At 69.3% G+C, this 26,664-nt stretch carries 18 protein-coding genes and 2 pseudogenes; 13 read left to right on the top strand and 7 right to left on the bottom strand.

Annotated features, from left to right (window positions below):
• Nucleotides 1-437 precede the first annotated feature (437 nt).
• The gene (locus tag ACFVYE_RS39840) at nucleotides 438-2,108 is read left to right on the top strand and encodes an RNA ligase family protein (protein WP_383972822.1); all 1,671 of its coding nucleotides are present in this window, start codon (nucleotides 438-440) and stop codon (nucleotides 2,106-2,108) included.
• Nucleotides 2,109-4,370, top strand: coding sequence for a poly(A) polymerase (locus tag ACFVYE_RS39835; RefSeq protein WP_389608606.1), 2,262 nt, complete (start codon nucleotides 2,109-2,111; stop codon nucleotides 4,368-4,370). It abuts the gene before it with no gap.
• On the opposite strand, the pseudogene ACFVYE_RS39830 reads toward ACFVYE_RS39835, so the two are convergent.
• Nucleotides 4,310-4,741, bottom strand: a pseudogene (locus tag ACFVYE_RS39830) (Scr1 family TA system antitoxin-like transcriptional regulator); the annotation flags it as partial. The gene ACFVYE_RS39835 and the pseudogene ACFVYE_RS39830 overlap by 61 nt on opposite strands.
• A 565-nt stretch (nucleotides 4,742-5,306) precedes the next feature.
• Here ACFVYE_RS39830 and ACFVYE_RS39825 point away from each other — a divergent pair.
• From ACFVYE_RS39825 to ACFVYE_RS39815, 3 genes and pseudogenes are all read left to right on the top strand, one after another.
• Nucleotides 5,307-6,281 carry a helix-turn-helix domain-containing protein gene (locus ACFVYE_RS39825; RefSeq protein WP_383972818.1) on the top strand — a complete coding sequence of 325 codons (975 nt, stop codon included), beginning with the start codon at nucleotides 5,307-5,309 and terminating at the stop codon, nucleotides 6,279-6,281.
• 183 nt (nucleotides 6,282-6,464) lie between these two features.
• Nucleotides 6,465-6,734 (top strand): annotated as a pseudogene (locus ACFVYE_RS39820) (amidase domain-containing protein); the annotation flags it as partial.
• A 43-nt stretch (nucleotides 6,735-6,777) separates the two neighbouring features.
• The gene (locus ACFVYE_RS39815; RefSeq protein ID WP_389608605.1) at nucleotides 6,778-7,221 is read left to right on the top strand and encodes a hypothetical protein; all 444 of its coding nucleotides are present in this window, start codon (nucleotides 6,778-6,780) and stop codon (nucleotides 7,219-7,221) included.
• Between the two features lie 136 nt (nucleotides 7,222-7,357).
• Here ACFVYE_RS39815 and ACFVYE_RS39810 read toward each other — a convergent pair whose 3' ends face one another.
• Entirely contained in the window at nucleotides 7,358-7,609 is a 252-nt protein-coding gene (locus ACFVYE_RS39810) for a hypothetical protein (RefSeq protein ID WP_383972814.1), read from the bottom strand.
• A 303-nt stretch (nucleotides 7,610-7,912) separates the two neighbouring features.
• Here ACFVYE_RS39810 and ACFVYE_RS39805 point away from each other — a divergent pair, with 303 nt between their 5' ends.
• Complete coding sequence (locus tag ACFVYE_RS39805) at nucleotides 7,913-8,371, top strand: GNAT family N-acetyltransferase (RefSeq protein ID WP_389608604.1); 459 nt, start codon at nucleotides 7,913-7,915, stop codon at nucleotides 8,369-8,371.
• Nucleotides 8,372-8,580: 209 nt separating this feature from the next.
• A complete protein-coding gene (locus tag ACFVYE_RS39800; RefSeq protein ID WP_389608607.1) occupies nucleotides 8,581-10,650 on the top strand; it encodes a PIG-L family deacetylase in 2,070 nt (689 codons plus the stop codon).
• Between the two features lie 104 nt (nucleotides 10,651-10,754).
• Here the strand turns inward: ACFVYE_RS39800 and tuf are convergent, their stop codons facing one another.
• The 4 genes from tuf to rpsL form a co-directional block, all read right to left on the bottom strand.
• Nucleotides 10,755-11,948 (bottom strand): elongation factor Tu, encoded by a 1,194-nt coding sequence (gene tuf / locus ACFVYE_RS39795; RefSeq protein ID WP_093897236.1) that lies wholly within the window; start codon nucleotides 11,946-11,948, stop codon nucleotides 10,755-10,757.
• A gap of 160 nt (nucleotides 11,949-12,108) precedes the next feature.
• Nucleotides 12,109-14,238, bottom strand: coding sequence for an elongation factor G (gene fusA / locus ACFVYE_RS39790; RefSeq protein WP_383971089.1), 2,130 nt, complete (start codon nucleotides 14,236-14,238; stop codon nucleotides 12,109-12,111).
• A 38-nt stretch (nucleotides 14,239-14,276) separates the two neighbouring features.
• Nucleotides 14,277-14,747, bottom strand: a complete 471-nt coding sequence (gene rpsG / locus ACFVYE_RS39785; RefSeq protein ID WP_093897234.1) for a 30S ribosomal protein S7 — start codon at nucleotides 14,745-14,747, stop codon at nucleotides 14,277-14,279.
• A 2-nt stretch (nucleotides 14,748-14,749) separates the two neighbouring features.
• Entirely contained in the window at nucleotides 14,750-15,121 is a 372-nt protein-coding gene (rpsL, locus tag ACFVYE_RS39780) for a 30S ribosomal protein S12 (protein WP_003948652.1), read from the bottom strand.
• Nucleotides 15,122-15,503: 382 nt separating this feature from the next.
• On the opposite strand from rpsL, the gene ACFVYE_RS39775 reads away from it, so the two are divergent.
• The 6 genes from ACFVYE_RS39775 (at nucleotide 15,504) to ACFVYE_RS39750 (ending at nucleotide 22,652) form a co-directional block, all read left to right on the top strand.
• Nucleotides 15,504-16,250, top strand: a complete 747-nt coding sequence (locus ACFVYE_RS39775) for a Crp/Fnr family transcriptional regulator (protein WP_383971087.1) — start codon at nucleotides 15,504-15,506, stop codon at nucleotides 16,248-16,250.
• Between the two features lie 154 nt (nucleotides 16,251-16,404).
• Nucleotides 16,405-17,184, top strand: coding sequence for a hypothetical protein (locus ACFVYE_RS39770; protein WP_383971084.1), 780 nt, complete (start codon nucleotides 16,405-16,407; stop codon nucleotides 17,182-17,184).
• Nucleotides 17,181-19,349, top strand: coding sequence for a hypothetical protein (locus ACFVYE_RS39765; RefSeq protein ID WP_389608603.1), 2,169 nt, complete (start codon nucleotides 17,181-17,183; stop codon nucleotides 19,347-19,349). Before ACFVYE_RS39770 ends, ACFVYE_RS39765 begins: the two co-directional genes overlap by 4 nt.
• Nucleotides 19,350-19,387: 38 nt before the next feature.
• Nucleotides 19,388-21,019, top strand: a complete 1,632-nt coding sequence (locus ACFVYE_RS39760) for a hypothetical protein (RefSeq protein WP_389608602.1) — start codon at nucleotides 19,388-19,390, stop codon at nucleotides 21,017-21,019.
• Nucleotides 21,016-21,525, top strand: a complete 510-nt coding sequence (locus tag ACFVYE_RS39755) for a Pycsar system effector family protein (protein WP_383971075.1) — start codon at nucleotides 21,016-21,018, stop codon at nucleotides 21,523-21,525. Before ACFVYE_RS39760 ends, ACFVYE_RS39755 begins: the two co-directional genes overlap by 4 nt.
• 23 nt (nucleotides 21,526-21,548) lie before the next feature.
• A complete protein-coding gene (locus ACFVYE_RS39750) occupies nucleotides 21,549-22,652 on the top strand; it encodes a M48 family metalloprotease (RefSeq protein ID WP_389608601.1) in 1,104 nt (367 codons plus the stop codon).
• 94 nt (nucleotides 22,653-22,746) lie between these two features.
• Here the strand turns inward: ACFVYE_RS39750 and ACFVYE_RS39745 are convergent, their stop codons facing one another.
• Nucleotides 22,747-26,646: a DNA-directed RNA polymerase subunit beta' gene (locus ACFVYE_RS39745; protein ID WP_382223464.1), complete on the bottom strand. Its 3,900-nt coding sequence runs from the start codon at nucleotides 26,644-26,646 to the stop codon at nucleotides 22,747-22,749.
• Nucleotides 26,647-26,664 lie beyond the last annotated feature (18 nt).

Genomic DNA, 26,664 nt, shown 5'->3' with positions numbered 1-26,664 from the left:
CGGTCGGGCGTGTCGCATCCCCTCTACGCAGATCTCCCGAAGGATTTCCCAACCAAGGGGGTGCGGGCCCGAGGACCGCTGGACCGGGGGCGGAACACCCACCGGGTGCCTGGCCGGTGCCCCACTGACGCTTCCCGGAAGATTCCCGTACGTCCGACCCGCAGGGGGTCGACGAGTACTGTGGGACTCGCTTCCGGTCCTCCCGGCGGGAGGCGCGCAGCATTGACACTCAACCGAGCAACCTGGTCAGTGTGCCATACGGGGCGTGAGCCTGGCCAATCGGGCGGAGGATCTTACCCCGCGTGGTCATTCGGTCAAACGCGGGCGTGCAGCGGGAGCAATGCCGGGCACCGCTCATCGTAATTCGGTCGAGCGCCGTACGGCCCCGCCCCTACAGTGACCGGCCGGGCACGCCGTCGTCATCAGGGGCATCGATCATGCGTACGCACTATCCGCGCACCGCGCATCTGCCCTGGTCCCCGGGGGCCACCTCGGACGACGTACGGATCGCGGACCTGTCCGGGCTGACCGGTCGCGAGGTCGTCGTCACGGAGAAGCTGGACGGCGAGAACACCACGCTCTACGCCGACGGACTCCACGCCCGCTCGCTCGATTCCGCCCATCACCCCTCGCGGGGGTGGGTGAAGGCGCTGCAGGGCCGGATCGGGGCCCGTATACCCGAGGGGTGGCGGGTGTGCGGGGAGAACATGTTCGCGCGCCATTCGATCCCGTACGAGGGCCTGGAGAGCTTCTTCTACGGCTTCTCCGTCTGGGACGGGGAGCACTGCCTGGGCTGGGACCGGACCGTCGTCTTCCTGCGCGAGCTGGGGATTCCGGTGCCGCCGGTGCTGTGGCGCGGAGTGTTCGACGCGCGGGCCGAGAAGGTGCTGCGGGCGTTGAGGCCGGACACCGGACGGCAGGAGGGGTACGTCGTACGGCCTGCGGACGGCTTCGACGCACCGGACTTCGGGCGCCGTGTGGCGAAGTGGGTGCGGCCCGGCCATGTACAGACCGATACGCACTGGATGCACTCCTCCGTCGTGGAGAACGGGCTCGGCCCGGCCGCCGCCCTGTGGGCCGTGCGGTCGGGGGCACCGGTCGACGCGGCGGCACTGGCCGACGCGGCAGGCACGGCACCGGGTGACGCCGGGGCTGCCGTGGCGATGGGCGATTCCCTCGACGCGTTGGGCCGGACGGGCGACGACCGGCTGACCGGCGTACTGGCCGCGCTGCTGCACCGCGGACGGCGTGCGGAGCTGGCGCCCGCGCTGGCGGGGGCGCTGGGGATGCCATCGGCCCGGCGCATCGCGGATCTCGTCGGACTGCACCCAGCACTGCACCGCCCGTACCCGGACGAGGAGCGCAGGACCGGCCTGGTCCGGATGTCGTTCGCCGCCGATCTGCCTCTGCTGCACGCGCTGGCCGCCGCCGTGGCGGACACCGACGGGACGCGCGAACAGGTGGAGTGGTCGGCGCTGCACGCGGAGGACGTACGGGAGCCGGACGGGCTGCGCGAGGCATTCGCGGATCTGGAGCCGGCGGCCGCCGACCGCTGCCGGGCACAGGCACGTGAGGCGTACGCCCTGGGCCGGGTCACCACTGCCGAGGAGGCCGTCGCCGCGACGTGGCGGTGGCGGACCGGGGACTTCCCGCGCCTGGTCCATCTCGTCGGCCCCTCCGGCAGCGGCAAGAGCACCTTCGCGCGCGCTCTGCCCGGTGTCGACACGTATCTCTCGCTCGACGATCTGCGGCTGGCCCGGGGATCACGCGCCGATCAGAAGGCCAACGGGGAGGTGCTGCGCGAAGGGCTCGACCGGCTGGACACCGCGCTCGCCGCGGGTGGCACGGTCGTCTGGGACGCCACCTCGCTCAACGCGCACCAGCGCTCCCTGGTGCATGCGGTCGCCCGGCGCAGGGACGCGCTGCTCACCCACGCCGTGGCCCTGGTCGACGAGGCGGAACTGATCCGGCGCAACGAACGCCGCACCCACCCGGTGCCCCCTCAGGTGCTGACCTCGCAGCTGCACCGGTTCGTACCCCCGTACCCCGGCCAGGCGCACCGCACCTGGTACATCGGCGCGAGCGGAACCGTGGAGGACAGGGCGTAGATGCGTACCAGCGAGGAGATCTACCACCGGGTCCGCTGGGACGCCCGGTTCGACCCGGCGCGCTTCGTGATGGGCGTGGCGCAGCGCGGGACCGTGCCCAAGCGGGTGCCGCTGCCCCGGTTCACGCCCGGCGGGGACATTCCCTGGCACCGGGTGCTGTTCTTCGAGGCCGATGGTGAGGTGGTGTGGGACCGGTCCTCGGGCGTGGACCGGATCGACGCGGCGGACGCCGGACGGGTACGCACCCCGCGCCGGCTGCCGTCCCCGTACTTCACCTCCCGTACGCCGCACGCGTACTCCGTACCGGAGGCCGCCTGGACACCGGCGCCCGAGGGCGCACCGGCGCCCGCGCAGTCCGCTTCCCTGGCGCTGCTGACCTGGAACACCCTCTGGGACCGCTACGACAGCGACCGCATCGACACCGCCCGGCGCCGGCCACTGCTCCTCGACGCCCTGCGCGCGGCGGACGCGGATGTCATCGCTCTCCAGGAGGCCGAACCCGCCCTGCTCGACCTGCTTCTGGCCACGCCCTGGGTCCGCGAGAGCTACGTCCTCTGGGCAGAACCGGCCGGCCGGGATGTCGCCGACTGCGGTCTGCTGCTGCTCAGCAGAGTCCCCGTGCGGGAGGCGGGCCTGCATGTCCTCGGCCCGCACAAGGCGGTCGCCGCCGTGGTCGTGGAGACCGCGGAAGGACCGGTCACGGTCGCCGTCACCCACCTCAGCAGCGACCACTCGGCGAACGGCGCCGGCCGGCGCGATGCCGAACTGGCCGATCTGGCAGCGGGGTTGGCCGCGATCGAGGGTGATGTGATATTGCTCGGCGACTTCAACGACGGCGGCGACACTCCGCAGGACCGGCTGGGGATGGCGGACGCCTGGATCCGGGTGCACGGCGCGGGCGACCGGACGCCGACCTTCGATCCGTCCGTCAATCCGCTGGCCGCCGTCTCCTCGCTGACGAGGCGTGTGTCCCGGCTGGACCGGGTGCTGGTCCGCTCGGAGCGGCTGCGGCCCGTGTCGGCGGCGCTGCTGGGCGATGTACCGACCCCGGACGGGCTGTACGTGTCGGACCACTTCGGGGTGCGGGTCGAGCTGACCGGTGCGGCGGAGGACGGATCGGAAGCCGACGCGGCGGAGATCGTCCGCCGGGTGGCCGCCGCCCTGCCCGAGGGCCGCGTCCATCCGGTCGGCTCGCGGCGGATGGGCTGTGCGCTGCCCGGCGCCGATGTGGACCTGGTCGCGGCGCTGCCCGGTGACGGGGATCTCCCGGGGATACGGGAGCGGCTGACCGCTGCCCTGCCGGAGGCCGTCGATCTGCGCGAGGTGACCGGTGCGCGCATACCCGGTCTGCGTTTCTGCCTCGACGGGCTGCGGGTGGACCTGGTGATCGTCGCGACCGTCGGCCTCTCCCCCGACGTGGCGGTCGCCCGCCGCAGCGAACTGGGCGAGGCGGCGGCCACGGCGCTCAGTGCGGTGAGCGACGCGGACGCGGTGCTCGCGGCGGCGGACCCGCACCGGGCCGCGTTCACCCGCCTCGCGCGCGAGGTGAAGGCCTGGGCCCGGGCACGCGGCCTGGACTCCGCACCGTGCGGCGGACTGCCCGGCCTCGCCTGGTCCGTACTGGCGGCCCGCACCGCCCACGAGGCGGGCGAGCTGCCGCCGCTCCCCCTGCTCCGTCACTTCTTCGCGACCTGGGCCGCGTGGGACTGGAGCCGGCCGGTCGGCTCCGGGGAGGCGGACGAACGCCCCCTCACCGTGCTGACTCCGACCGCCCCCGTCCGCTCCTGCACCTCGCAGGTCTCCCCCGCAGGCCGCGACCTCATCGCCGAGGAACTCTTCCGCGCCTGGGAGATCCTGGAGTCCGCCGCCGACTCCGACCCCGTACCGCACGCCCTGCTCTGCGCCCCGCCGCCGCTGCGTCAGCGCCACGCCGCCTGGGCGATCGTCTCCGTGCGGCACGGCACGGACGAGGGGCGGCTGCGCGGCCGTCTCCTCTCCCTGGCCGCCGCCCTCGCCGGGGCGGGTGCCCCGGACTCCCGTATCTGGCCGCGCCCCCTCACCGCCGACGGCCGGGCGGGATACGCGATCGGCCTGGGCGCCACACCGCCCGACGGGCACCGACTGGCGGAGATCGGGGCGGAGATTCTGCGCGGCTTCCCGGACGCCTCGCTGGCCCGGGTGGAACTGTCCGAGCTCCGGTCGAACAGTGCCCGCGCATGGCCCGGAGTCTGCAACAGCCCATGCAGTCCGTGCGCCACATAGGCCGCAATCTCGACCGCCTTCGCTTCCACGCCCGCCAGATCCCGGATCTTCTTCGGGTACCGGACCTCCGCCACGTCCTGCTTCATCGCGGCGATCTTCCCGCCCGCCCCCAGCACCTCGTCCGCTCTGTCCAGGAGCTCCGGGCGGGGGATACGACGGCCACCCTCCACCTTGTAGATCTGGTCTTCTCCGTACCCGATCGCGGCTCCGAACTCGCCGGCCCGCAGTCCCGCCGCCTCCCGCCAGGCCTTGATCTGGCGGCCCACCGCCGCGACCACGGCCGCCCCCGGCTCGTCATCGGGATCGACGTCCCAGCCCGGTTCGTCCGCCCCGGTGTCCCCTCGCTCCGTACCGGCCTCATCCACGCTCATCCGTGCCCCACTTCCGACGCGCTTACCGTTCTTGACCCAACCCCCTGGTGTCCCCGGTACGTCACCCCGGACAGCCGGGACAACACTGGACAAGCCCTGGACAACCCCCCGGACGCAGGGGGCTCATTGCTCTTCACGGTACGTACGCCCAGCCACGCTGAGAGACCTGCCACAAGAAATCACCCGAACCGAACATTCCACTCCCACACGGCAATTCACCGTGTCGCTCTCCCCCACCCGCCGAGGTGCCAAGATCTGGGCCGAACCCGGCCTCGTACCGCGACCGCTCCACCGGGTCGCGGAAACCCACAACCCGGTGAACCACGTCCCCGCGCTCCACGACGCATAAAGCTTTAAAGAACCTGGGGAAATCACCCTCCCCACCCAAACCCGACCCCACCCCCGCTCCCGTCACTCACTCGGGTGACATGGGACAACTGGGCTGGATTTCATGCGGGTTGGCTGGCATATGCTCGCCGCGACAACTCCAGACATGCGACGGCCCCCGACCGAGATTCGTAGTCTCAACCGGGGGCCTGACCACCGAGGAAGAAGAGCCTTCCCGATGGATACCCCGCAGATTACCGCGCCCCCGCGCGGCCCGTCCTCCGTACCCGGAGACACCACACCGTCATCCGGTGTCATCCACATCAACTTCCGGCATGCCGCAGGCTTCACTGTCATCGGCAACCACCTCGCCCAGCACCGAGGACTCTCCCTCACCGCGATCGGCCTCGCCGCCCACATCCAGTCGCTCCCCGCCGGAGCCAGGATCGGCATCAAGCGCCTCGCCGAACGCTTCCCCGAGAGCGAGACCCGCATCGCCGCCGCCCTGCGCGAACTCGAAGCCCACGGCTACCTCCACCGCAGCCGCGTACGCCTCGCCGACGGCCGCATCGTCACCCGCACCGTCTCGTACAACCAGCCCGGCGCCGACGCGTCCACCGCCGCAGCGCCGCAGCCACGGACCAGGCGCAGCAAACCGGCAGCCCCGCTGCCCACACCACAGCCACCACGCGAGACCGCCCCCGAACCGCGCCCCGCACCACCCCCGGCACCCGCGCCGCAGCCCACCCCCGTCCTCGCACCGGCCCCCACCACGCACACGACGCCGCCACCGCCGCTCCCCCAGCCGCAGGAACTCACGCCGGAGCTCCAGCGCGTGGCCACCGCACTCCTCGCCGACCTGCGCCGCCACGCGCCTCAACTCGTCCTCGCCGAGAACGACATCCACACCCTCGCCCCCGGCGTCGCCACCTGGCTCGAACGCGACGCCCACCCCGACACCATCCGCCACGCCCTCACCACCGATCTCCCCGTCCCCCTGAAACACCCGGCGAAGCTCCTCCGCCACCGGATCACGACGCTCCTGCCACCACCGCTCCCGGGAGCCCAGGACGTCGCGGCACGCGCACGCCCCGGCGTCATCGTCATCCCGCTCCAGAACTGCGACCACTGCGACCGCGCCTTCCGCTCCCGCCACCCCGGCCACTGCCGCGACTGCCGCGCCGAACAGACAGACCTGCGCAGAACGGCCTGACAACCACCAGCCGCTCCGCCCGCAACTCCAGGACCCGTCCCCGAGAACATCGCCGCAGCCATCGTCGGACGCACCGCACAGGGCCCGGGCAACCGCCGGCCACACAACAGTGGAAAAGCCTGGTGGTCGCCGCCCGGACTCCTCAAGGAATGAGCCATTCCGTGATCACAATCAACGAGCTACACCTGGGCCGGCGCAGAGAATTGGTACTGGTTCACGATAAAACACTCGAAGCGAACCAAATCGCTCGACAACGTGTACAAACTCGCCAGTTCTGATGTTCTGCAAGCCGACTGGGACCGTAACGGGAACATCAACCACAGCATGATCGTCACCAAGAAGTACAACGGAGTTCCGTACCTCACTTACCACACCACCAACACGCACAACAAGAGCCTGAAGAAGCTTGTGGCTGATCACGGGGGTGCCTGGTGGTACGCACACCGAACCTGACAGGTTCACCAAAGGGCCTAGCGTGACATTCCGGGGAGAGACAATGCACCGACGGCGACTCGTCATCACGATATTGACGGCACTTCTTTTGTCCGCGTGCGGCTCCGATAAAAGTTCAGGCAGCGCCGAAGAGGGCAAGAAAGGCGCACGCAACGCAGTCGAGTCCTACGTGGATGCTCTGAATTCACGCGACGCGGATCACCTGATCGAAGTGGGCGGCATTCCTGACGACTCCCGGGCTCGCCGGGAAGCCGGTCGGATCCTCGCCGACAAGGGCGGTCGAGGACTCTCGATCACGGAGATTCAGATTGACCTCGACATGGGGCCGGACGCCGGATCGGCAAAGCTGACAGCGAAGGAGAAATCCGGCGAGACAACACAGGACTCCTTCAGCGTGGTCAGGGTAGACGGCGCGTGGCACCTGACCGTCTTCACTGACAGGCCGGTTCCGTCCGGCAAGGCAACATCGTCAACGGAGCAGCTGTAGCCGATGTGCCGGAATCACCTCCCAGGGAGCCCCGCCCTGGGAGGTGCGGCATGGCAGCCCCGCGCAGAGCGGCCTGACGACCGCCGGCCGCTCCACCCTCAGCGACAAACGCTGACGCCGCGCCGTTGTATCGCTCTCAGCCGAGCGGCCGGCCCTGCGTGTCCAGGATCGACTGCCACCGCTCTCGCACCGGCTCGGCCCACGCGGCCTCCGTGCCGAGCGCGTAGGCGATGAGGCCGTCGACGTGGTGCACCAGGCCCGCGAGAGACGCGAAGTCGCGGTGCCGCTGGTGGGCGCGGAGCCCGAACCCCGTCGCGGCCTCAACCGCAACGTCGAGCTCGGCGTCATCCTGCACGACTCGCGGACGGTCGGCAGGCTGGTCGACCACTTGCGCTGGCTGACCGGCCCCGACGGCCTTCTCCGCAGAGCCTGAGCGCCTGCCCGTGCAGCACCCCTCCCGGGCACGGGCAGGACCCCCACGCCTGGCCCCGCCCGTCCGGCGCAGACGCGTCCCACATCCAGTACGCCATCGGCCTGGGGCGGACCCCGCCGGACGAGGCCCGGCTCGCGGAGATCGGCGTCCGGCTGCTGCGTGGCATCCCTGAAGCGGGCCTGCGCCGGACGGGCCGGGGCGCGGCGCCGGAGCTGCGGTGACGGAAACCGGCGGGAACCCGCCTGCGAGAATCCAGCCGTGAACGAGAGCACCATTGCGGCCTGGACCCTGCGCCCCGCCGAACCGGAGGACGTCGAGGTCATCGCCGAGCTCAGGGCCACCGTGATGCGCCCCGACCTGGAGCGACTCGGGCGCTACGACGAGCACCGCGTACGGCAGCGGCTGCGGGACGTCTACGCACCGGAGCACACCTCGGTCGTCGTCGCGGACGGCGAGTTCGCGGGCTGCGTCACTCTGCGGCCGGTCGAGGACGGGCTGTGGCTGGAGAATTTCTACCTCTCCCCCACCCTCCAGGGCCGCGGCATCGGCACCGCCGTGCTGCGCTCGCTGCTCGCGCGGGCCGATGAGGAAGGCATGCCCGTGCGCCTGGACGTGCTGCAGGGCAGCGCCGCCCGCGCGCTCTACGAACGGCACGGGTTCACCGAGGAACGACAGGACCCGATCGACGTGTTCATGGTGCGCATGCCCGCACGCTAGGCCGTCCGGGCCCTTCGGCCCACACCCGTAAAAACCCAGGTAACCCACCCCTGGGAATCTCCGTTATCCCCCGCAGCAGCGGCCGGCTCCCCGCCGCCGCCTGCACGGACTCGGCACGCAGCACAGGGCCGCACAGCCGCCCGCTGCGGGGGAAGTGGACGGAGCAAGGTGTGACGGATCGACCTGCGTTGCGCGCATCTCTCGCAGGAGTGCCGCGGCGCACTCTGCTGACGGCGGCGGCCGGTGCGATGAGCCCGGCAGCCCTCAGCGCCTGCACCGCGCCTTCGCCGCCCCGCCGCCGCAACCCCACCGCGGATCCGACGCCCGGCCTGCCGATCAGCACCTCGCGCCCGGCCCTGATGATGCAGATCCTCGCCCACCCGGACGACGACCTGTACTTCATGAACCCGGACACGCAGCAGGCCCTCGACACCGGAACACCGCTGGTCTGTGTCTATCTGACCGCGGGCGAGGCCACCGGCATCAACCGCGCACCCGGCCGCCCGCTGCCCGCCCCCGACAAGGCCGCGTACTCCTCCTCCCGTCATCAGGGGCTCCGGCAGGCGTACGCGACGCTGCTGGGCCTCGGCAGGTTCACGGACTGGCAGAAGTCCGTCATCGGTCTGCACGGCAACCACCGCGCCGAGATCAACAGCCTCAGCAATGGCGGCCGCAAGGTCCGGCTGATCTTCGTCAACACCGCCATACACACCTCGTACGGGCGTCTCGGGCTGCCCAGCCTCTGGCAGGACCGCAGGCTCGTCCTGCCGACCGTCGTCGCAGACGACTCCCCGTTGAAGCGGGCCGGTTCGTACACGTACGACGGGCTGATCGACGTCCTGGCCGGGCTGTTCGACCGGTTCCGGCCCAGCACGGTGCACACCATGGACCCGGACCCCGACGTCCAGCACAGCAGCGAACTCGTCCGCCGCCGGGACAGCGAGCAGCAGGGCTACTCCGACCACCCCGACCACACCGCGACCGCGCTGTTCACCTGGACGGCGCTGATCCGGTGGGTGGCACAGGCCACCGAGGACGGCGGTGCGGTGCCGAGCTTCGCCACCACGGCGTTCCGCGGCTACTACAACCGGCACTGGCCGAAGAATCTGCCACCCGCCGTGCTGGCGGAGAAGGCCTCGCACCTGGTGCCGTACGGGGGTTCGATCCGCTGGCGCTGCGGCAACTCCGCGGGCTGCGGGGACTACAACGTGGGTGGCAACCGGCCGCTGACCAACCGGAAGGGCTGGGTACGGTCCACCCACTACCGCTACCCGGGCCCACGTCCCGCCGTCGCCACCGACCCGGACGGCAGGCTCGTCGCATACGGGGTGCTGGGGCTGCGGGCGGTGCGCTGGCGCGAGAGCGCGCCGGGCAGCGGGGTGTGGGACACGCCGGACGACCTCGGCGGCGGCCCGCTCGCCCCGGTCCTGGGCAGCGCGACCCTGCCGGACGGGCGGCAATTTCTCTTCGGACTGCGGTTCGCGGCGCTCAGCGGGCACGGGGCGGACAACGAACGCGAGATCGTCGCGCTGGAGCAGCGCTTTCCCGGCGGCGGCTTCCGTGCCTGGCAGGGGCTGGGGAACCCGGTGCGTGATCACGACGGCGGGCGCCGGATCGGAGTACCGGTCGCGGTCGCCGCGCCCGACGGGCGCGTCCATCTCTTCGTGCGGAACGCGGAGAAGGGCCTCAGTACGCGGGTACGGGACACGGACGGCCGGTGGAGCGAGTGGCGGGACACCGGCGGCCGCGAGGTCCAGGACGGGCTGGCCGCTGTGGTGGACGACGCGGGGTGTGTCCATGTCTTCGCGGCGGGCCGTTACGCGGTGCATCACTGGACCCAGGACGCGCCCGGGGACGAGGTCACCGCACGCACCCAGATCAGCGGTGTACCGGTGCCGGGGGACGGCCCGGCCGCGCTGCCCGGTGCGGACGGGACCGTCGAGCTGTTCTACCGCGCGGCGGCGAAGGCCGCTCTGACGACCGTAATGACCGGGGAGACGGCTGACGAGACCGGCATCGACGGCTATGGGCGGCTGATCAAGGACCGGGTGGGCTTCGACGGGTACGGGCCGGTGTCCGCCGCGGGGTCGCCGCGCGGCCCGGTGCTGCTCGGCCGCACAGAGAAGGGCCTGATCCAGCTCCGTACGTCCCAAGGGATCTCCGTACGCGAGCGCGGGCCGGTGGCGCTGGACGGACCCGCGCTGCAGGTCGGCAGGGACGGGCGGCCGACGGTGGTGGCCCTGGGGCCCGACGCCCTGCCGTGGCTCTGGCGCCCCTGAGAAGTCTCAGAACATGCCGAAGGGCCCCGGTCCACCGCTTGCGCGGCGGGCCGGGGCCCTTCTTGGTGCTCTGTGCGGAGCAACCAGGTCAGACAGTCAGGTAATTACTTGACGATCTTGGTGACCTGGCCGGCGCCCACGGTCCGGCCACCCTCACGGATGGCGAACTTCAGGCCCTCTTCCATGGCGACGGGCTGGATCAGCGAGACGTTCATGACGGTGTTGTCGCCCGGCATGACCATCTCGGTGCCCTCGGGAAGGGTCACAACGCCCGTCACGTCCGTGGTACGGAAGTAGAACTGCGGGCGGTAGTTGTTGAAGAAGGGGGTGTGACGGCCACCCTCGTCCTTCGACAGGATGTAGGCCTGGGCCTCGAACTCGGTGTGCGGCGTGACCGAACCGGGCTTGATGATGACCTGGCCGCGCTCGACGTCCTCGCGCTTGATGCCACGGAGGAGCAGACCGACGTTCTCACCGGCCTGGCCCTCGTCGAGCAGCTTGCGGAACATCTCGATGCCGGTGACCGTGGTGGTGGTCTTCTCGGTCTTGATACCGACGATGTCGACGGTCTCGTTGACCTTCAGGACACCACGCTCGATACGACCGGTGACGACGGTGCCACGACCGGTGATCGTGAAGACGTCCTCGATCGGCATCAGGAACGGCTTGTCGACGTCGCGCTCGGGCTGCGGGATCGACTCGTCGACGGCCTTCATCAGGTCGAGGACGGTCTGGCCCCACTCCTTGTCGCCCTCAAGAGCCTTGAGCGCCGAGACCTTGACGACCGGAAGGTCGTCGCCCGGGAACTCGTACTCGGAGAGGAGCTCACGGACCTCGAGCTCGACGAGCTCCAGGATCTCCTCGTCGTCCACCATGTCGGCCTTGTTCAGGGCGACAACGATGTACGGAACGCCGACCTGGCGGGCCAGGAGCACGTGCTCCTTGGTCTGCGGCATCGGGCCGTCGGTGGCGGCGACCACGAGGATGGCGCCGTCCATCTGCGCCGCACCCGTGATCATGTTCTTGATGTAGTCGGCGTGACCCGGGCAGTCGACGTGCGCGTAGTGACGCGACTCCGTCTGGTACTCGACGTGCGCGATCGAGATCGTGATACCGCGCTGGCGCTCCTCGGGAGCCTTGTCGATCTGGTCGAAGGCCGAGGCCTCGTTCAGGTCCGGGTACGCGTCGTGCAGCACCTTGGTAATGGCGGCCGTGAGGGTCGTCTTACCGTGGTCAATGTGACCGATGGTGCCGATGTTGACGTGCGGCTTAGTCCGCTCGAACTTCGCCTTCGCCACTGGGTCCTCCTGTGGAGTGGTTCTGTACGCCTTGCTTCATCGGCGCCAGGTGATCTTTGCTGGGATGCCGGGGCCGGGGGCATTCACCGCATTGCTTGCGCTCTGCGACGAATGCCCCACCAGGCTCCGGTGACAAGCCTAAAGCGTGAGCTCGGGAGAGTTACTCGCCCTTGGCCTTCGCGATGATCTCCTCGGCGACGTTCCGCGGAACCTCGGCGTAGGAGTCGAACTGCATCGAGTAGCTTGCGCGACCCGAGGTCTTGCTGCGGAGGTCTCCGACGTAGCCGAACATCTCCGAGAGGGGCACGAGGCCCTTCACGACGCGAGCGCCGCTGCGCTCCTCCATGGCCTGGATCTGGCCACGGCGGGAGTTGAGGTCGCCGATGACATCGCCCATGTAGTCCTCGGGCGTGGTGACCTCGACGGCCATCATCGGCTCGAGGAGCACGGGGGACGCCTTGCGGGCACCCTCCTTGAACGCCTGCGAACCGGCGATCTTGAAGGCGAGCTCGGAGGAGTCGACCTCGTGGTAACCACCGTCGAGAAGGGTGACGCGGACGCCCACCATCTCGTAGCCGGCCAGGATGCCGAACTGCATGGCCTCCTGAGCACCCGCGTCCACCGAGGGAATGTACTCACGGGGGATGCGGCCACCGGTGACCTTGTTGACGAACTCGTAGGACGCGTCGCCACCCTCGATGGGCTCAAGGGCGATCTGCACCTTCGCGAACTGGCCGGTACCACCAGTCTGCTTCTTGTGCGTGTAGTCGATGCGCTCGACGGCCTTGCGGATCGTCTCGCGGTACGCGACCTGCGGCTTGCCGACGTTCGCCTCGACGCGGAACTCGCGCTTCATGCGGTCGACGAGCACCTCGAGGTGAAGCTCGCCCATACCACCGATGATGGTCTGGCCGGTCTCCTCGTCGGAGTGCACCTGGAAGGACGGGTCCTCCTCGGAGAGGCGCTGGATGGCGACACCCAGCTTCTCCTGGTCACCCTTGGACTTGGGCTCGATGGCGACCTGAATGACCGGCGCCGGGAAGTCCATGGACTCCAGGATGACCGGGTTCTTGTCGTCACACAGCGTCTCACCGGTGGTGGTCTGCTTCAGGCCCATGACGGCGATGATGTCGCCCGCGCCCACCGACGAGATCTCCTCACGCTTGTTCGCGTGCATGCGGTAGATCTTGCCGATGCGCTCCTTCTTGCCCTTGACCGAGTTCAGCACCGCGGTGCCGGCCTCGAGGCGACCGGAGTAGATCCGGACGAAGGTGAGCTTGCCGAGGTGCGGGTCGCTCGCGATCTTGAACGCCAGGCCGGAGAACGGCTCGTCGTCCGAAGGCTTGCGCTTGACGACAACCTCGGGGTCCTTGACGTCGTGGCCCTCGATGGCCTCGACGTCCAGGGGGGAAGGCAGGTAGCGGACAACCGCGTCGAGCAGGGGCTGGACGCCCTTGTTCTTGAACGCCGTGCCACAGAACACCGGGGTGACGGTGACGGAGCCCGCGCCGCCCTTCGATGCGAGGGTGATCCGACGGATCGCCTCGTGCAGCTGCTCCTCGGTGGGCTCGACGCCCTCCAGGTACAGCTCCATCATCTGGTCGTCGTTCTCGGAGACGGCCTCGAGCAGCTTGCCGCGCCACTCCTGAGCCGCCTCGATGTGGGTGTCCGGGATGTCGACCGTGTCGTACATCTCGCCCTTGACGGCCTCTTCCGGCCACACAAAGGCCTTCATCGACACGAGGTCGACGACGCCCTTGAAGTCGGCCTCGGCGCCGATGGGGAGCTGCATGACCAGCGGAACCGCACCGAGGCGGTCGACGATCATGTCGACGCAGCGGTGGAACTCGGCACCGGTGCGGTCGAGCTTGTTGACGAAGCAGATACGCGGCACGCCGTAGCGGTCCGCCTGACGCCAGACGGTCTCGGACTGCGGCTCGACGCCCGCCACACCGTCGAACACGGTGACAGCGCCGTCGAGAACGCGGAGCGAACGCTCCACCTCGACGGTGAAGTCGACGTGACCCGGGGTGTCGATGATGTTGATGGTGTGGTCAACATCATTGAGCGGCCAGTGGCAGGTCGTCGCGGCGGACGTGATCGTGATGCCGCGCTCCTGCTCCTGCTCCATCCAGTCCATCGTGGCAGCGCCGTCGTGGACTTCACCGATCTTGTACGAAACGCCGGTGTAGAACAGGATCCGCTCAGTGGTGGTCGTCTTGCCCGCGTCGATGTGGGCCATGATCCCAATGTTGCGGACCTTGGCCAGGTCAAGCGAAGTGGTGGCCATAAGGCTCAATCTTCTCTCGGTCTCGATGTGGGTAGCGACTACCAGCGGTAGTGCGCGAAGGCCTTGTTGGACTCGGCCATCTTGTGGGTGTCCTCGCGCTTCTTGACGGCAGCGCCAAGACCGTTGGAGGCGTCGAGCAGCTCGTTCATGAGGCGCTCGGTCATGGTCTTCTCGCGGCGGGCGCGGGAGTAACCCACGAGCCAGCGCAGCGCGAGGGTGGAGGCGCGACCGGGCTTGACCTCGATCGGCACCTGGTAGGTGGCGCCACCGACACGGCGGGACTTGACCTCGAGCGAGGGCTTGACGTTCTCAAGCGCGCGCTTCAGCGTGATGACCGGGTCGTTGCCGGTCTTCTCGCGGAGGCCTTCCATGGCGCCGTACACGATCCGCTCGGCAGTGGAACGCTTGCCGTTGAGCAGGATCTTGTTGATCAGCGAGGTGACAAGAGGAGAACCGTAGACCGGGTCGATGATGACCGGGCGCTTCGGGGCGGGGCCCTTACGAGGCATTCTTACTTCTCCTTCTTGGCGCCGTAGCGGCTGCGGGCCTGCTTGCGGTTCTTGACACCCTGGGTGTCAAGGGAGCCGCGGATGATCTTGTAACGAACACCCGGCAGGTCCTTCACACGGCCACCACGCACGAGCACGATGGAGTGCTCCTGCAGGTTGTGTCCCTCACCCGGGATGTAGGCCGTGACCTCGATACCGGAGGTCAGACGCACACGCGCGACCTTACGGAGTGCCGAGTTCGGCTTCTTCGGGGTGGTCGTGAACACACGCGTGCAGACGCCGCGGCGCTGGGGCGAACCCTCGAGTGCGGGCGTCTTGTTCTTCTCGACCTTGTCCTGCCGGCCCTTCCGGACCAGCTGCTGGATCGTAGGCACTACTTCTCCGGTTTCTGTGTGCCGTTCGTGAAACTAACCTGGAACGTCGCCGACCCACGCGGTCGGGTGTGTCGAATGCTGCAGGCTCCTGCCGCAAGGCAGGAGGGAGCGCAGATTGCGGTGGCCACTGACGGACTCGCCATGCGGTTGAGGACACGCACACGAGCCCAGGCACACCCCAGGCACAAGGTCTGAGCGTACCTACCTCGTCGACTCCGGTCAAAACAAATGCTGTCCACCAGGACACGCCGGACTTCCGCAGCTCACGGCCGACGGGATTGAGACAGGCGACCGCGGGCGTACGGCAGGAAAACGACCTTGGTCGTTCGACCATACGCGTCTTCAGTACATTGAACCGCGCGGTGGACGATCGGGGGACGGGATGGCGGCGGCGTACGTACCCGATGGCGACGGACTCGACGATCGTGTGCCCTTCCTGGCCCGCCTGGAACGCGAGGACCGGGTATCCCTGCTCGGACTGGGCCGCGAACTGAGTTTCGCCTCCCGCACCCCTCTGCTGAGGCAGGACGAGCCGTCCGCGTACGTCCTGCTGATCGTCAACGGATGGACGAAGGTCACCACATCCGCGCCGAACGGTTACGAGGCGTTGCACGCCCTGCGCGGTCCCGGCGACATCGTGGGCGAATCGGCCGCGTTGACAGGCCGGCCGCGCTCGGCGACGGTGACCGCGCTCTCCCCCGTACGGGCCGTGGTCGTGGCCCACGAGAAGTTCCGCGCGTTCGTGGCAGGCTCCGCCAAGGTCTCCCTCACGCTCCTGGCGTTGACCGCCGACCGGACGCGCGCCGCGGACCGGCGCAGCCTGGAGTTCGCGGCGATGACGGTGCGAGAGCGCTTCGCCGTCCTGCTGCTGGATCTGGCACACACCCATGGTGGCCGCACGGACGAAGGCATCGAACTCGACATACCGCTCAGCAAACAAGAGCTGGCCGGGGCAGTCGGGGCGTCCAGGGAGATGGTCCAGCGGCTGCTGAAGGACCTGCGTGAGCGGGGCATCGTACTGACCGGGCGGCGGGCGATGGTCATCGTGCGGCCGGACGCGCTCCGCCGGATCGCCCGGGCACAGGACTCCGTCCGACCGGTCGTCCGCGAAGCCCCGCATACCCCGTAGAACGGGCCTCGCACGCTCCGTGGAGGTAATGCGGCCGCGCGTGAGTCTGTGCACACGGTCACAGTGCGAGTGAGTCATCCGCCCTCACCACGACAGTCCCATCGGCCCCACGCTCGTGTCTTCGGCCCACGGAGACCCGAGCGAGAGGCGCCCCATGAACGATCCCGTGAACAGCACAATCCTGCTGCTCGACATCGAGAAGTACAGCGAGCGGGACGATGTCGAGCAGGCGTATCTGCGCCGCATGCTCTACGACCTCAACGACCGGGCGCTGCTGGCCGCCGGGATCGACGAGACCCGGCGCAGGCGGGCGGACCGCGGTGACTCCGTGATGGAGCTGATCGACGCCAACTGCTCGGTGATCGCCCTGCTGCGGGCGCTGCTGACCGAAGTACCGGCCCAGTTGCGCAGCCAGAACCGGCGCGCCTCCGCCTCGGCTCAGATGCGGCTGCGCGGAGTGGTCGCCTCGGGGTACGTCGCCGTGGACCAGCTCGACGGATGGGTCGGCAGCGATCTCAACCACGCGTGCAGGCTGCTGGACGCGGAGTTACTGAAGGACGCGTTGCGGGAGCGCCCGGACGACTTCGCGCTGTGTGTGTCCGATCCGGTCTACCGGGGGGTCGTGCGGCACAGCCACACCGGCGTACCGGCCGACGAGTTCCACTCCGTCACGGTGGACAGCAAGAACGGCCCACTCGCCGCGTGGCTGCACGGTCCGGTTCCATGTGAGCGCCCGCGCCCCGAGAGCGGGCAGGCGGACGCCCCGTCGGCCCCCGACGCCGCACCGCACACCCCACAGGCACCGGCCCAGGCCTTCGACTTCGGCGGCGCCACAGTCACCGGAGGTGTCTTCGGCGGGACCAACCACGGCATCGGCGGCGGCACCTTCTCCGGAGACATCCGCCTCGGCGGCGGCCCGGGGGACCGTCGATGAGCGCCGAGGAGCAGCCGCACGGCCCCCAGCCTTCGGCAGGGGGCGACCAGACCTCCGAGGCGCAGAACGGCCATCAGGGCGACGGGGAGGCGGCCGAGGAGACCGACCAGCCGCAGCCCGCCTGGGCGGCCCGGCGGGACCTGGCGAACCACACCCCGCGGACCATGGGATTCGGGGATGCCCAGATCGACGGGGGCGTCTTCGGCGGGATCAACTACGGCATCGGCGGCGGCACCTTCTCCGGGGACATCCTGCTCGGCAAGACCGAGATCATCTACCAGTTCGGCACGTCCTCCGCGCTCCACGCCTCGGGCGAGATCGCGCAGTCCACGCTGGAGGAGCTGTCGGCCTGTTTCGTGCCCGCGTGTGCCGACTTCGAGGCGTGGGTCGACCGGCTGCGCGAGGACCACGTCCTGGTGGTCTCGGGCCCCTATTACGCGGGCCGGCGGACCGCCGCGCTCATGCTGCTGCACCAGGTCGGCGCCCACCCGGTCCAGGCGATCGGCCGGGACACCACCCCCGGGCAGCTCGCCGCCGGCCTCGGCGGCGGTGAGGCGCGGGACGGCCGGACCGGCCATGTCCTCTGCGATCTGATCACCGAGCCCGGTCGGCCGCTACGTGAGGCGGACCTGCTGGCCGCCCGCAAGGAGCTGGGCAAGGACGCGTATCTGGTGATCACCGTGGGACCGACGGCCCTGCTGGAGGACGTACCAGTGGTGAGCTGGCGGGCTCCCCTGCCGCGTGACGTCCTCTCCGCGCACCTGGGCGTGCTGGTGGGCGAGGACAACGTGGCGGAGCTGATGTCCCTGCCTGCCGTGACCGCGTTCCTCGAACGCAGCCATCAGCCGCGCGAGGCCGCTGAGTTCGCCCGGCTTCTGGCGAGGTATGCGGCCGGGGAGGCCGACGCCGCACAGCTCGGGGACTTCTCCCTGGTCGCGTTGGAGAACCAGGTCCAGGAGTGGTTCGAGGACGACGGGACCGTGCTGCACCTGCGGGACAAGGCGTTCCTCGTCGCCCTGGCCGCCTTCGACGAAGGCCCGTACGCCCTGACAGCGGAACTGAGCGATCTGCTCTACGTCTTCCTTCAGGAGACCGAGAACGGGGCGCGGTTCCCCACCGTCCCGGTCTTCGGCACGCACATCGGCAAGCGGCTCCAGCTGGCCCGAGCCCGTCGGTTCGAGGACGAGGAGGCCACGGAGTGGGGTCCGGTCCGGCAGGTGAAGGCCGCCTACCGGGACGAGCGGGCCTCGCTCGTGCTGCTGCGCGAGATGTGGACCGGTCACCCCTCGGCACGGCCCGCGCTCGTGCGCTGGCTGCAACGACTGGCAGGGGACGGGCGACCGTTCGTCCGCACCCGCGCCGCCTCCACCGTCGCCGTCCTCGCTCACACCGATCTGCCGTCCGCCATGGCACTGGTAATCGAGCCGTGGGCTTCCTCCAGCCTTTACCGGCACCGCCTCGTCGCCGTCAACGCGCTCACGCTCGCGCACTTCCTCGGCACTCCCAACGTGCCGCGCATTCTCGACGCCTGGTGCGAGAGCGACGATTCACCGCTGCGCTGGGTGGCCATCCGCGCCCATGGGCTGATCGGCCCGGAGCGCCCCTTCGAGACCCTGGCGGCGCTGCGCGCGGCGGCCCGGCACCAGGCAGGACAGCCGGAACCCGACGAGGACCTGTCGGGGCAACTGGCAGAGTCCGTAGAGCTGTTGCTGCTGTCACCGGCCGGCGACGACGTGCTCGCGGGGCTGCTCAGGACGCTGCACGACGACCGTCCGGCGACCGAACTCGCGCTTGGCGGCTTCATCAGCGCCTGTCGTCGGACCGAGCAGGACGAACGCCACGGACAGCCGCTCGTACTCTCCTGGTACGCGCGGGCGTCGGCCGCGCGGACACCGGCCGCCACCGGCATCGCCGAGCTGTGGCGCACCGCTCTGGAGAACCGCGACCACACCCGGGACGCCCTCGACGTGCTGCGCCGCTGGGTGCTGTCGGCGGACCACGACCCCGGAACGGAGTGGGCGCTCGCCGCTCTGCTGTGCTCGCTCGTCACCACGTCGTCGGAACACCAGCGGCTCAGCCATCTCCTGCGGACCATGCCCGGCGAGGACGGCACCGATCCCCCGCCCGTCGCAGGCCGGCTGCTGGCCGCACTCCCACATCCCTGATCCGCACGACCTCATCCACGGCAACAGGAGAGTGCACCATGCCCGAGTTCCGCCGACCGCCCGACTGGGACCAACAGGCCGACCGTGGAACGCGGTTGACCGACCCGGTGGTCACCGTCCGGCAGCTGTCCCGCTTCGGATTCGCCCGCCGGCCGCTCACCCGCATCGACCACGCCCTGGTCTTCTCGGCCCCCGACGGCTCGTACGACACCTACCTCCCGCCGGTCCGGCCGACCCGGGCCGGGGCCGCCGCGAAGCGGTACACCTCGGTGTACGAGGTCGACATGGGCGTCCATCCCGTGCGCGAGGAGATCGGCCTGCCGAGCGACGACGACGCCTTCGAGTTCGGGGTGGTCGTCGAACTGTCGTGGCAGGTCGTCGATCCCGCGCTGTTCGTGGCGAGCCGACACCGTGACGTACCACGACTACTGATCAGCGAACTGGAACAGGCGGCCCGGCCCGTCACCCGCCGCTACTCCGTCTCCCGGAGCGCGGACGCCGAGCAGGCCCTGCTGCGGGAGGTACGCGCGCAGGGTGCGCTCGGCACCGGGGTGGGGCTCGCGGTGACCTGGACCGTACGGCTGCGCAGGGACCAGGGGGCCATCGACCACGTACGGCGTATGAGGTCCATCGACCACACGACCACCGAGCAGATCCACACCGAGCAGCGCGGCAGGGAGCACGATGCCGCGATCGACCGGCGCATCAGGGAGCAGGACGCACTGCAGTGGGGGCGCGCGGCCGAATTCGATGAGCAGCAGCACGAACTGAGGTTGCGACAGCAGAAGTGGCAGCACGCGGAGGCGGTCTACCGGGCCCGTCGGCAGATGGAACTGCAGCAGGTGAACGCGGAAAAGATCGCCTTCTACGAAAAGCACCTGGAGCAGGGTGGGGTCCGCGCATGGGCGCTCCATCTGGCCGACCATCCCGAAGACACCAAGCTCGTGGTGAACAGCCTGCGCCAGGACCAGCTGCACATGATCAAGGCGCAGATGGAGCTGGCCGGCGAGCTGCTGAACGGCGACAGCGCGGAGAACCACGAGCTGGAGGTGCCCAAGAAGAAAGCACTCCAGGCGCTGATCGACGTGCTGAACCAGCACCTGCCCGGGGTCACCGCGCAGAGCACGGCCGCAGGCCGGCTGACCGTGTCGATGCCGGAGGACGCGCCGCGTGCGGTGCCGGGGACGGTCATGCGTGGCACATCCCGGCCGGACATCGACCGAACCGACGGCATCGGCTTGAACAGCTGGGACGCGCACAGGCTCGACGCGACACCGTTCCGCGCGGCCGATCCGGAGGCGGGCGCCCCCTTGAGCGCCTTCCCGGGCTGGCAGCCGCCGCCGGGCTATGGCAGCGCTCCCCTGAGACCGACGAGCACGGCCAGGCCGTCGGCGGGTGCGGAGAACGTGCACGGAGCAGCAGATAGGACCGGTGTGCCCAAGGCCGGGGCGGCGACTGCCGCAGCCTCTCCTCTCCCCCGGCCGGCCCCCGTCTCCGTCTCCTCCGAGGACACGACGGCGGACGCCGCCGGAGCGGCGGACCGGGGCGGAGCAACCGACGCGGCCGAGCCTGCGGACATGTCCAGGGCTGCGAACGCGCCGAGGACAGCGGACACGCCCGGGGCCACGGACGTGGCGGGAGCGCCGGACCAGGAGGACGGCAGCCCATGACCGACAACCCACCGGCCCAGAACACCGACGCCGGGACGCAGCTCCTCCTCGATCTGCGGGCCGAGATCGCACGGGCCGACAGCAAGGCGTCCGTGCTGGTCGCCGCGCTCGGCATGACCGCGGGAGTGATCAGCGGCTGGCTGGCGGGCAGCGAGTGGCGCCCGAACGCGCTCTCCGGCCCCGGCACGGCCCTGTGGTGGACAGGCACCGGCGGGCTGGCGACGGCGCTGCTCTCCATGCTGATGGCCGTGCTCCCGCGCTACCGCAGCAGCGCCTGGACCCCCGGGGCCCCGCTCACCTACTTCGCGGATATCCGGCGCGCCGCCCGCCAGAACCGGTTGGCGGAAGCGCTCGACGCCACCCGATGCGCCCCGGCCACCGCGCTCGTCATGGCCCTGACTGAAACCAGCCGGATCGCCGTACGCAAGCACCAGTGGATACGTGTGGGGCTGCTCGCCTATTCCGTGGGCGCCGTCCTGCTCCCCGCCTCGCTCCTTCTCGGCTGACGCTCTCACGCAAAGGGATGATCATGACCCGACCAGCACCTCAGCCCCAGGACCCGGGCAATGGGCCCGTACCGGCGGACGGCGGCCCCCGGCAATCTCCGCCCAACGGCGGGGCCGTACCGCCCCCGGACCACGGCCCGGACCCACACCGGACCGCCACCGCACCATCCGCGCCCGATGACTTGATCTACGAGCACGGGCCGGGCCGACGCGTGTACTACACCGCGCACCAGCGGCGCGTGGACGTCACCGCACTCGGACAGCTGGCGCTGGCACTGCCCGCCTTCCTGATGAGCACGCTGGTGGTGCTGCTCGTGAGCTCGATCCTGGACGGCTGCCTCGGGCTGCCGTTCTGGATACCGGCCGCTCTCTGGCTGGCATCCGGCGCCCTGGTCTTCCACCGGCCCACGGAGGACCTTCTCGCCCGCTACCTGCTCAGGCTCCGGCGCCCGATGCCCCAGGAGGCCGCGCGGCTGGAGCCGGTCTGGCGGGAGGTGACGGCCATCGCCGGGATCGACGGAGCGCTGTATCAGCTCTGGATCGAGGAAAGCGACGAACTCAACGCGTACGCCGCCGCAGGCCACATCGTGGGGGTCACCCGGTTCACAGTGGAACAGCTGCCGAGTGGCCAGCTGGCCGCCGTACTCGCCCATGAACTCGGTCACCACACCGGCGGTCATGCGTGGTCGTCACTGCTGGGCCACTGGTACGGGCTGCCGGGCCGGGCGGCCTGGCGCGCCCTCCGCGCAATGGCCCGCTCCGTCGTCACACCGGCCAGGTGTGCCGTCTACCTCACCGTTGGCGTCCTGCTCCTGGCGATCGGCGGACTCGCATCCACCGCCGCCGCGGTCCTGTACGGGTGTCCGCTGCTTCTCGTGTTTCCGTATCTGTCGGCAGCGGTGGGACGCCGTGCCGAACTGCGTGCCGACCGCCACGCCGCCGCGCTCGGATTCGCACCGAAGCTGGCCGAGGTGCTGCAGATCATGCATGCGAACGAGGTCCGGACTCGGCAGAAGGCGCTCGCCGTCATGGGACAGAGGATGGAGCGGGAGTCGACTCCTGCGCGGCTGCTCTCCACCCACCCCGACTTCGCGACCCGGCTACATCATCTGCGGCACCACCTGTAGCCGCGACCGCCGGTGCGGCTCAGCGGGACACGCCGAAGGGCGGCCACCCCGCTCGCAACGGGGTGACCGCCCTCCGGTCGATCAAGCGACTCGCTTACTGGTTGTACGGACCGTAGTCGTAGTCCTCCAGCGGAACGGCCTGGCCGGAGCCCGTGCCGAACGGCGAGTAGTCGATGTCGTCGTAGCCGACGGCCGAGTACATCGCGGCCTTGGCCTCCTCGGTCGGCTCGACCCGGATGTTGCGGTAGCGGGACAGGCCCGTACCGGCCGGGATGAGCTTACCGATGATGACGTTCTCCTTGAGGCCGATCAGGGAGTCCGACTTGGCGTTGATCGCCGCGTCGGTCAGAACCCTGGTCGTCTCCTGGAAGGACGCCGCCGACAGCCACGACTCGGTGGCGAGCGAGGCCTTGGTGATACCCATCAGCTGCGGACGGCCGGAGGCGGGGTGACCGCCCTCGGTGACCACACGACGGTTCTCGGTCTCGAACTTCGAGCGCTCGACGAGCTCGCCCGGCAGCAGCTCCGCGTCGCCGGACTCGATGATCGTCACGCGGCGCAGCATCTGCCGGATGATGATCTCGATGTGCTTGTCGTGGATCGACACACCCTGCGAGTTGTAGACCTTCTGGACTTCGCCGACCAGGTGGACCTGGACCGCGCGCTGACCGAGGATCCGCAGCACGTCGTGCGGGTTGGTGGCACCCACGGTGAGCTTCTGGCCCACCTCGACGTGGTCGCCCTCGCCCACCAGCAGACGGGCACGCTTCGAGATCGGGAACGGCGTCTCGTCGCTGCCGTCGTCCGGGGTGACGACGATCTTCTTGGTCTTCTCGGTCTCCTCGATACGGATGCGGCCTGCCGCCTCCGAGATCGGGGCGACACCCTTGGGCGTACGGGCTTCGAAGAGCTCGACGACTCGGGGCAGACCCTGGGTGATGTCGTCACCGGCCACACCACCGGTGTGGAAGGTACGCATCGTCAGCTGGGTGCCGGGCTCACCGATGGACTGGGCGGCGATGATGCCGACCGCCTCACCGATGTCGACCAGCTTGCCGGTGGCGAGCGAGCGTCCGTAGCAGAAGGCACAGGTGCCGACCGCGGACTCACAGGTCAGGACCGAACGGGTCTTGACCTCCTCGACGCCGGCGCCCACCAGGGCGTCGATCAGGACGTCACCGAGGTCGACGTTGGCAGGTGCGATGACCTTGCCGTCGACGACGACGTCCTCGGCGAGCATGCGGGCGTAGACCGAGGTCTCGACGTCCTCCGTCTTGCGGAGCACACCGTCCGCACCCTTGACGGCGATCTTCAGCTTGAGGCCACGGTCGGTGCCGCAGTCCTCCTCGCGAATGATCACGTCCTGCGAGACGTCCACCAGACGACGGGTCAGGTAACCCGAGTCGGCGGTACGCAGGGCGGTGTCCGCCAGACCCTTACGGGCACCGTGCGTGGAGATGAAGTACTCCAGAACGGTGAGGCCCTCACGGAAGGACGCCTTGATGGGACGCGGGATCGTCTCGTTCTTGGCGTTGGACACCAGACCACGCATACCGGCGATCTGACGCATCTGCATCATGTTTCCTCGGGCACCCGAGTCAACCATCATGAAGATGGGGTTCGTCTTGGGGAAGTTCGCGTTCATCGCCTCGGCAACCTCGTTGGTCGCCTTGGTCCAGATCGCGATGAGTTCCTGCGTGCGCTCGTCCTTGGTGATCAGACCGCGCTCGTACTGCTTCTGGACCTTCTCGTCCTGCGCCTCGTAGCCGGCGACGATCGCCTTCTTGGCCTCGGGGACCACGACGTCGGAGATGGCCACGGTGACACCGGAACGGGTCGCCCAGTAGAAGCCCGCCGCCTTCAGGTTGTCGAGCGTCGCCGCCACGATGACCTTGGGGTAGCGCTCGGCGAGGTCGTTGACGATCTCGGAGAGCTGCTTCTTGCCGACGGAGTAGTCGACGAACGGGTAGTCCTCGGGCAGCAGCTCGTTGAAGAGCGCACGGCCCAGGGACGTACGCAGCCGGAACGTGTCGCCCTGCTGGTACTCCTGCTCGCCCTCCTCGGCGACCGGCGGCACCCAGCCACGCGGCGGGATGGTGCCCACCGGGAAGCGGATGTCGACCTTCGCCTGGAGCGACAGCTCGCGGGCGTCGAAGGCCATGATCGCCTCGGCCGTGGAACCGAAGGAACGGCCCTGGCCGACGACCTTGCGCTCCTCCTCGTCCGTGGTGAGGAAGAACAGGCCCAGCACCATGTCCTGGGTCGGCATGGTGACGGGACGACCGTCGGCCGGCTTCAGGATGTTGTTCGAGGACAGCATCAGGATGCGGGCCTCGGCCTGCGCCTCCGCGGAGAGCGGCAGGTGCACGGCCATCTGGTCACCGTCGAAGTCCGCGTTGAACGCGGTGCAGACGAGCGGGTGGATCTGGATGGCCTTGCCCTCGACCAGCTGCGGCTCGAAGGCCTGGATGCCGAGGCGGTGCAGGGTCGGTGCACGGTTCAGCAGCACCGGGTGCTCGGCGATGACCTCTTCGAGGACGTCGTACACCACGGTGCGGCCACGCTCGACCATGCGCTTGGCCGACTTGATGTTCTGCGCGTGGTTCAGGTCGACCAGGCGCTTCATCACGAACGGCTTGAAGAGCTCCAGCGCCATGGCCTTGGGCAGACCGCACTGGTGCAGCTTCAGCTGCGGACCGACGACGATCACGGAACGTGCGGAGTAGTCCACACGCTTACCGAGAAGGTTCTGACGGAAACGACCCTGCTTGCCCTTCAGCATGTCGCTGAGGGACTTGAGCGGGCGGTTACCGGGACCGGTGACCGGGCGACCACGGCGGCCGTTGTCGAACAGCGCGTCGACGGCCTCCTGCAGCATCCGCTTCTCGTTGTTCACGATGATCTCGGGGGCACCGAGGTCAAGGAGACGCTTGAGGCGGTTGTTGCGGTTGATCACGCGGCGGTACAGGTCGTTCAGGTCGGAGGTCGCGAAGCGGCCACCGTCCAGCTGCACCATCGGACGCAGGTCCGGCGGGATGACCGGCACGCAGTCGAGCACCATGCCCTTGGGCTTGTTGCTGGTCTGCAGGAACGCGGAGACGACCTTGAGGCGCTTGAGCGCACGGGTCTTCTTCTGGCCCTTGCCGGTACGGATGATCTCGCGGAGGCGCTCGGCCTCCTCGTCGAGGTCGAACGACTCCAGGCGCTTCTGCAGAGCAGCGGCACCCATGCAGCCGTCGAAGTACGTGCCGAAGCGGTCACGCAGCTCGCGGTAGAGCAGCTCGTCGCCCTCCAGGTCCTGGACCTTGAGGTTCTTGAAGCGGCTCCACACCTCGTCGAGACGGTCGATCTCGCGCTGCGCACGGTCGCGCAGCTGCTTCATCTCACGCTCGGCACCTTCGCGCACCTTGCGGCGCACGTCGGCCTTGGCACCCTCGGCCTCGAGCTCGGCCAGGTCGGTCTCGAGCTTCTTGGCGCGGGCCTCAAGGTCGGCGTCGCGACGGTTCTCGACCTGCTGACGCTCGACGGAGACGTGTGCCTCCAGCGAGGGCAGGTCACGCGTACGGCGCTCCTCGTCCACGAACGTGATCATGTACGCGGCGAAGTAGATGACCTTCTCGAGGTCCTTCGGCGCGAGATCGAGCAGGTAGCCGAGGCGCGACGGGACGCCCTTGAAGTACCAGATGTGGGTGACAGGAGCGGCAAGCTCGATGTGGCCCATGCGCTCACGGCGCACCTTGGCGCGCGTGACCTCGACGCCACAGCGCTCACAGATGATGCCCTTGAAGCGGACACGCTTGTACTTGCCGCAGTAGCACTCCCAGTCCCGGGTCGGACCGAAGATCTTCTCGCAGAAGAGTCCGTCCTTTTCGGGCTTGAGCGTGCGGTAGTTGATGGTCTCCGGCTTCTTCACTTCGCCGTGGGACCAGGTCCGGATGTCGTCCGCGGTGGCAAGGCCGATCCGCAGCTCGTCGAAGAAGTTGACGTCGAGCACTTGTCGTCAATCCCTCTT

Origin of the sequence: Streptomyces sp. NPDC058239 (assembly GCF_042882185.1) — a bacterium.
GTDB lineage: Bacteria > Actinomycetota > Actinomycetes > Streptomycetales > Streptomycetaceae > Streptomyces.
The sequence above is the reverse complement of the archived record's forward strand: the minus strand, read 5'-3'. Positions and strand labels throughout refer to the sequence as shown.

Excerpts from the sequence above, each read along its gene's own strand:
- ACFVYE_RS39840 (WP_383972822.1), top strand. The coding sequence starts at position 438 with ATGCGTACGCACTATCCGCGCACCGCGCATCTGCCCTGGTCCCCGGGG.
- ACFVYE_RS39835 (WP_389608606.1), top strand. The coding sequence starts at position 2,109 with ATGCGTACCAGCGAGGAGATCTACCACCGGGTCCGCTGGGACGCCCGG.
- ACFVYE_RS39825 (WP_383972818.1), top strand. The coding sequence starts at position 5,307 with ATGGATACCCCGCAGATTACCGCGCCCCCGCGCGGCCCGTCCTCCGTA.
- ACFVYE_RS39815 (WP_389608605.1), top strand. The coding sequence starts at position 6,778 with ATGCACCGACGGCGACTCGTCATCACGATATTGACGGCACTTCTTTTG.
- fusA (WP_383971089.1), bottom strand. The coding sequence starts at position 14,238 with ATGGCCACCACTTCGCTTGACCTGGCCAAGGTCCGCAACATTGGGATC.
- rpsG (WP_093897234.1), bottom strand. The coding sequence starts at position 14,747 with ATGCCTCGTAAGGGCCCCGCCCCGAAGCGCCCGGTCATCATCGACCCG.
- ACFVYE_RS39775 (WP_383971087.1), top strand. The coding sequence starts at position 15,504 with ATGGCGGCGGCGTACGTACCCGATGGCGACGGACTCGACGATCGTGTG.
- ACFVYE_RS39770 (WP_383971084.1), top strand. The coding sequence starts at position 16,405 with ATGAACGATCCCGTGAACAGCACAATCCTGCTGCTCGACATCGAGAAG.
- ACFVYE_RS39765 (WP_389608603.1), top strand. The coding sequence starts at position 17,181 with ATGAGCGCCGAGGAGCAGCCGCACGGCCCCCAGCCTTCGGCAGGGGGC.
- ACFVYE_RS39760 (WP_389608602.1), top strand. The coding sequence starts at position 19,388 with ATGCCCGAGTTCCGCCGACCGCCCGACTGGGACCAACAGGCCGACCGT.
- ACFVYE_RS39755 (WP_383971075.1), top strand. The coding sequence starts at position 21,016 with ATGACCGACAACCCACCGGCCCAGAACACCGACGCCGGGACGCAGCTC.
- ACFVYE_RS39750 (WP_389608601.1), top strand. The coding sequence starts at position 21,549 with ATGACCCGACCAGCACCTCAGCCCCAGGACCCGGGCAATGGGCCCGTA.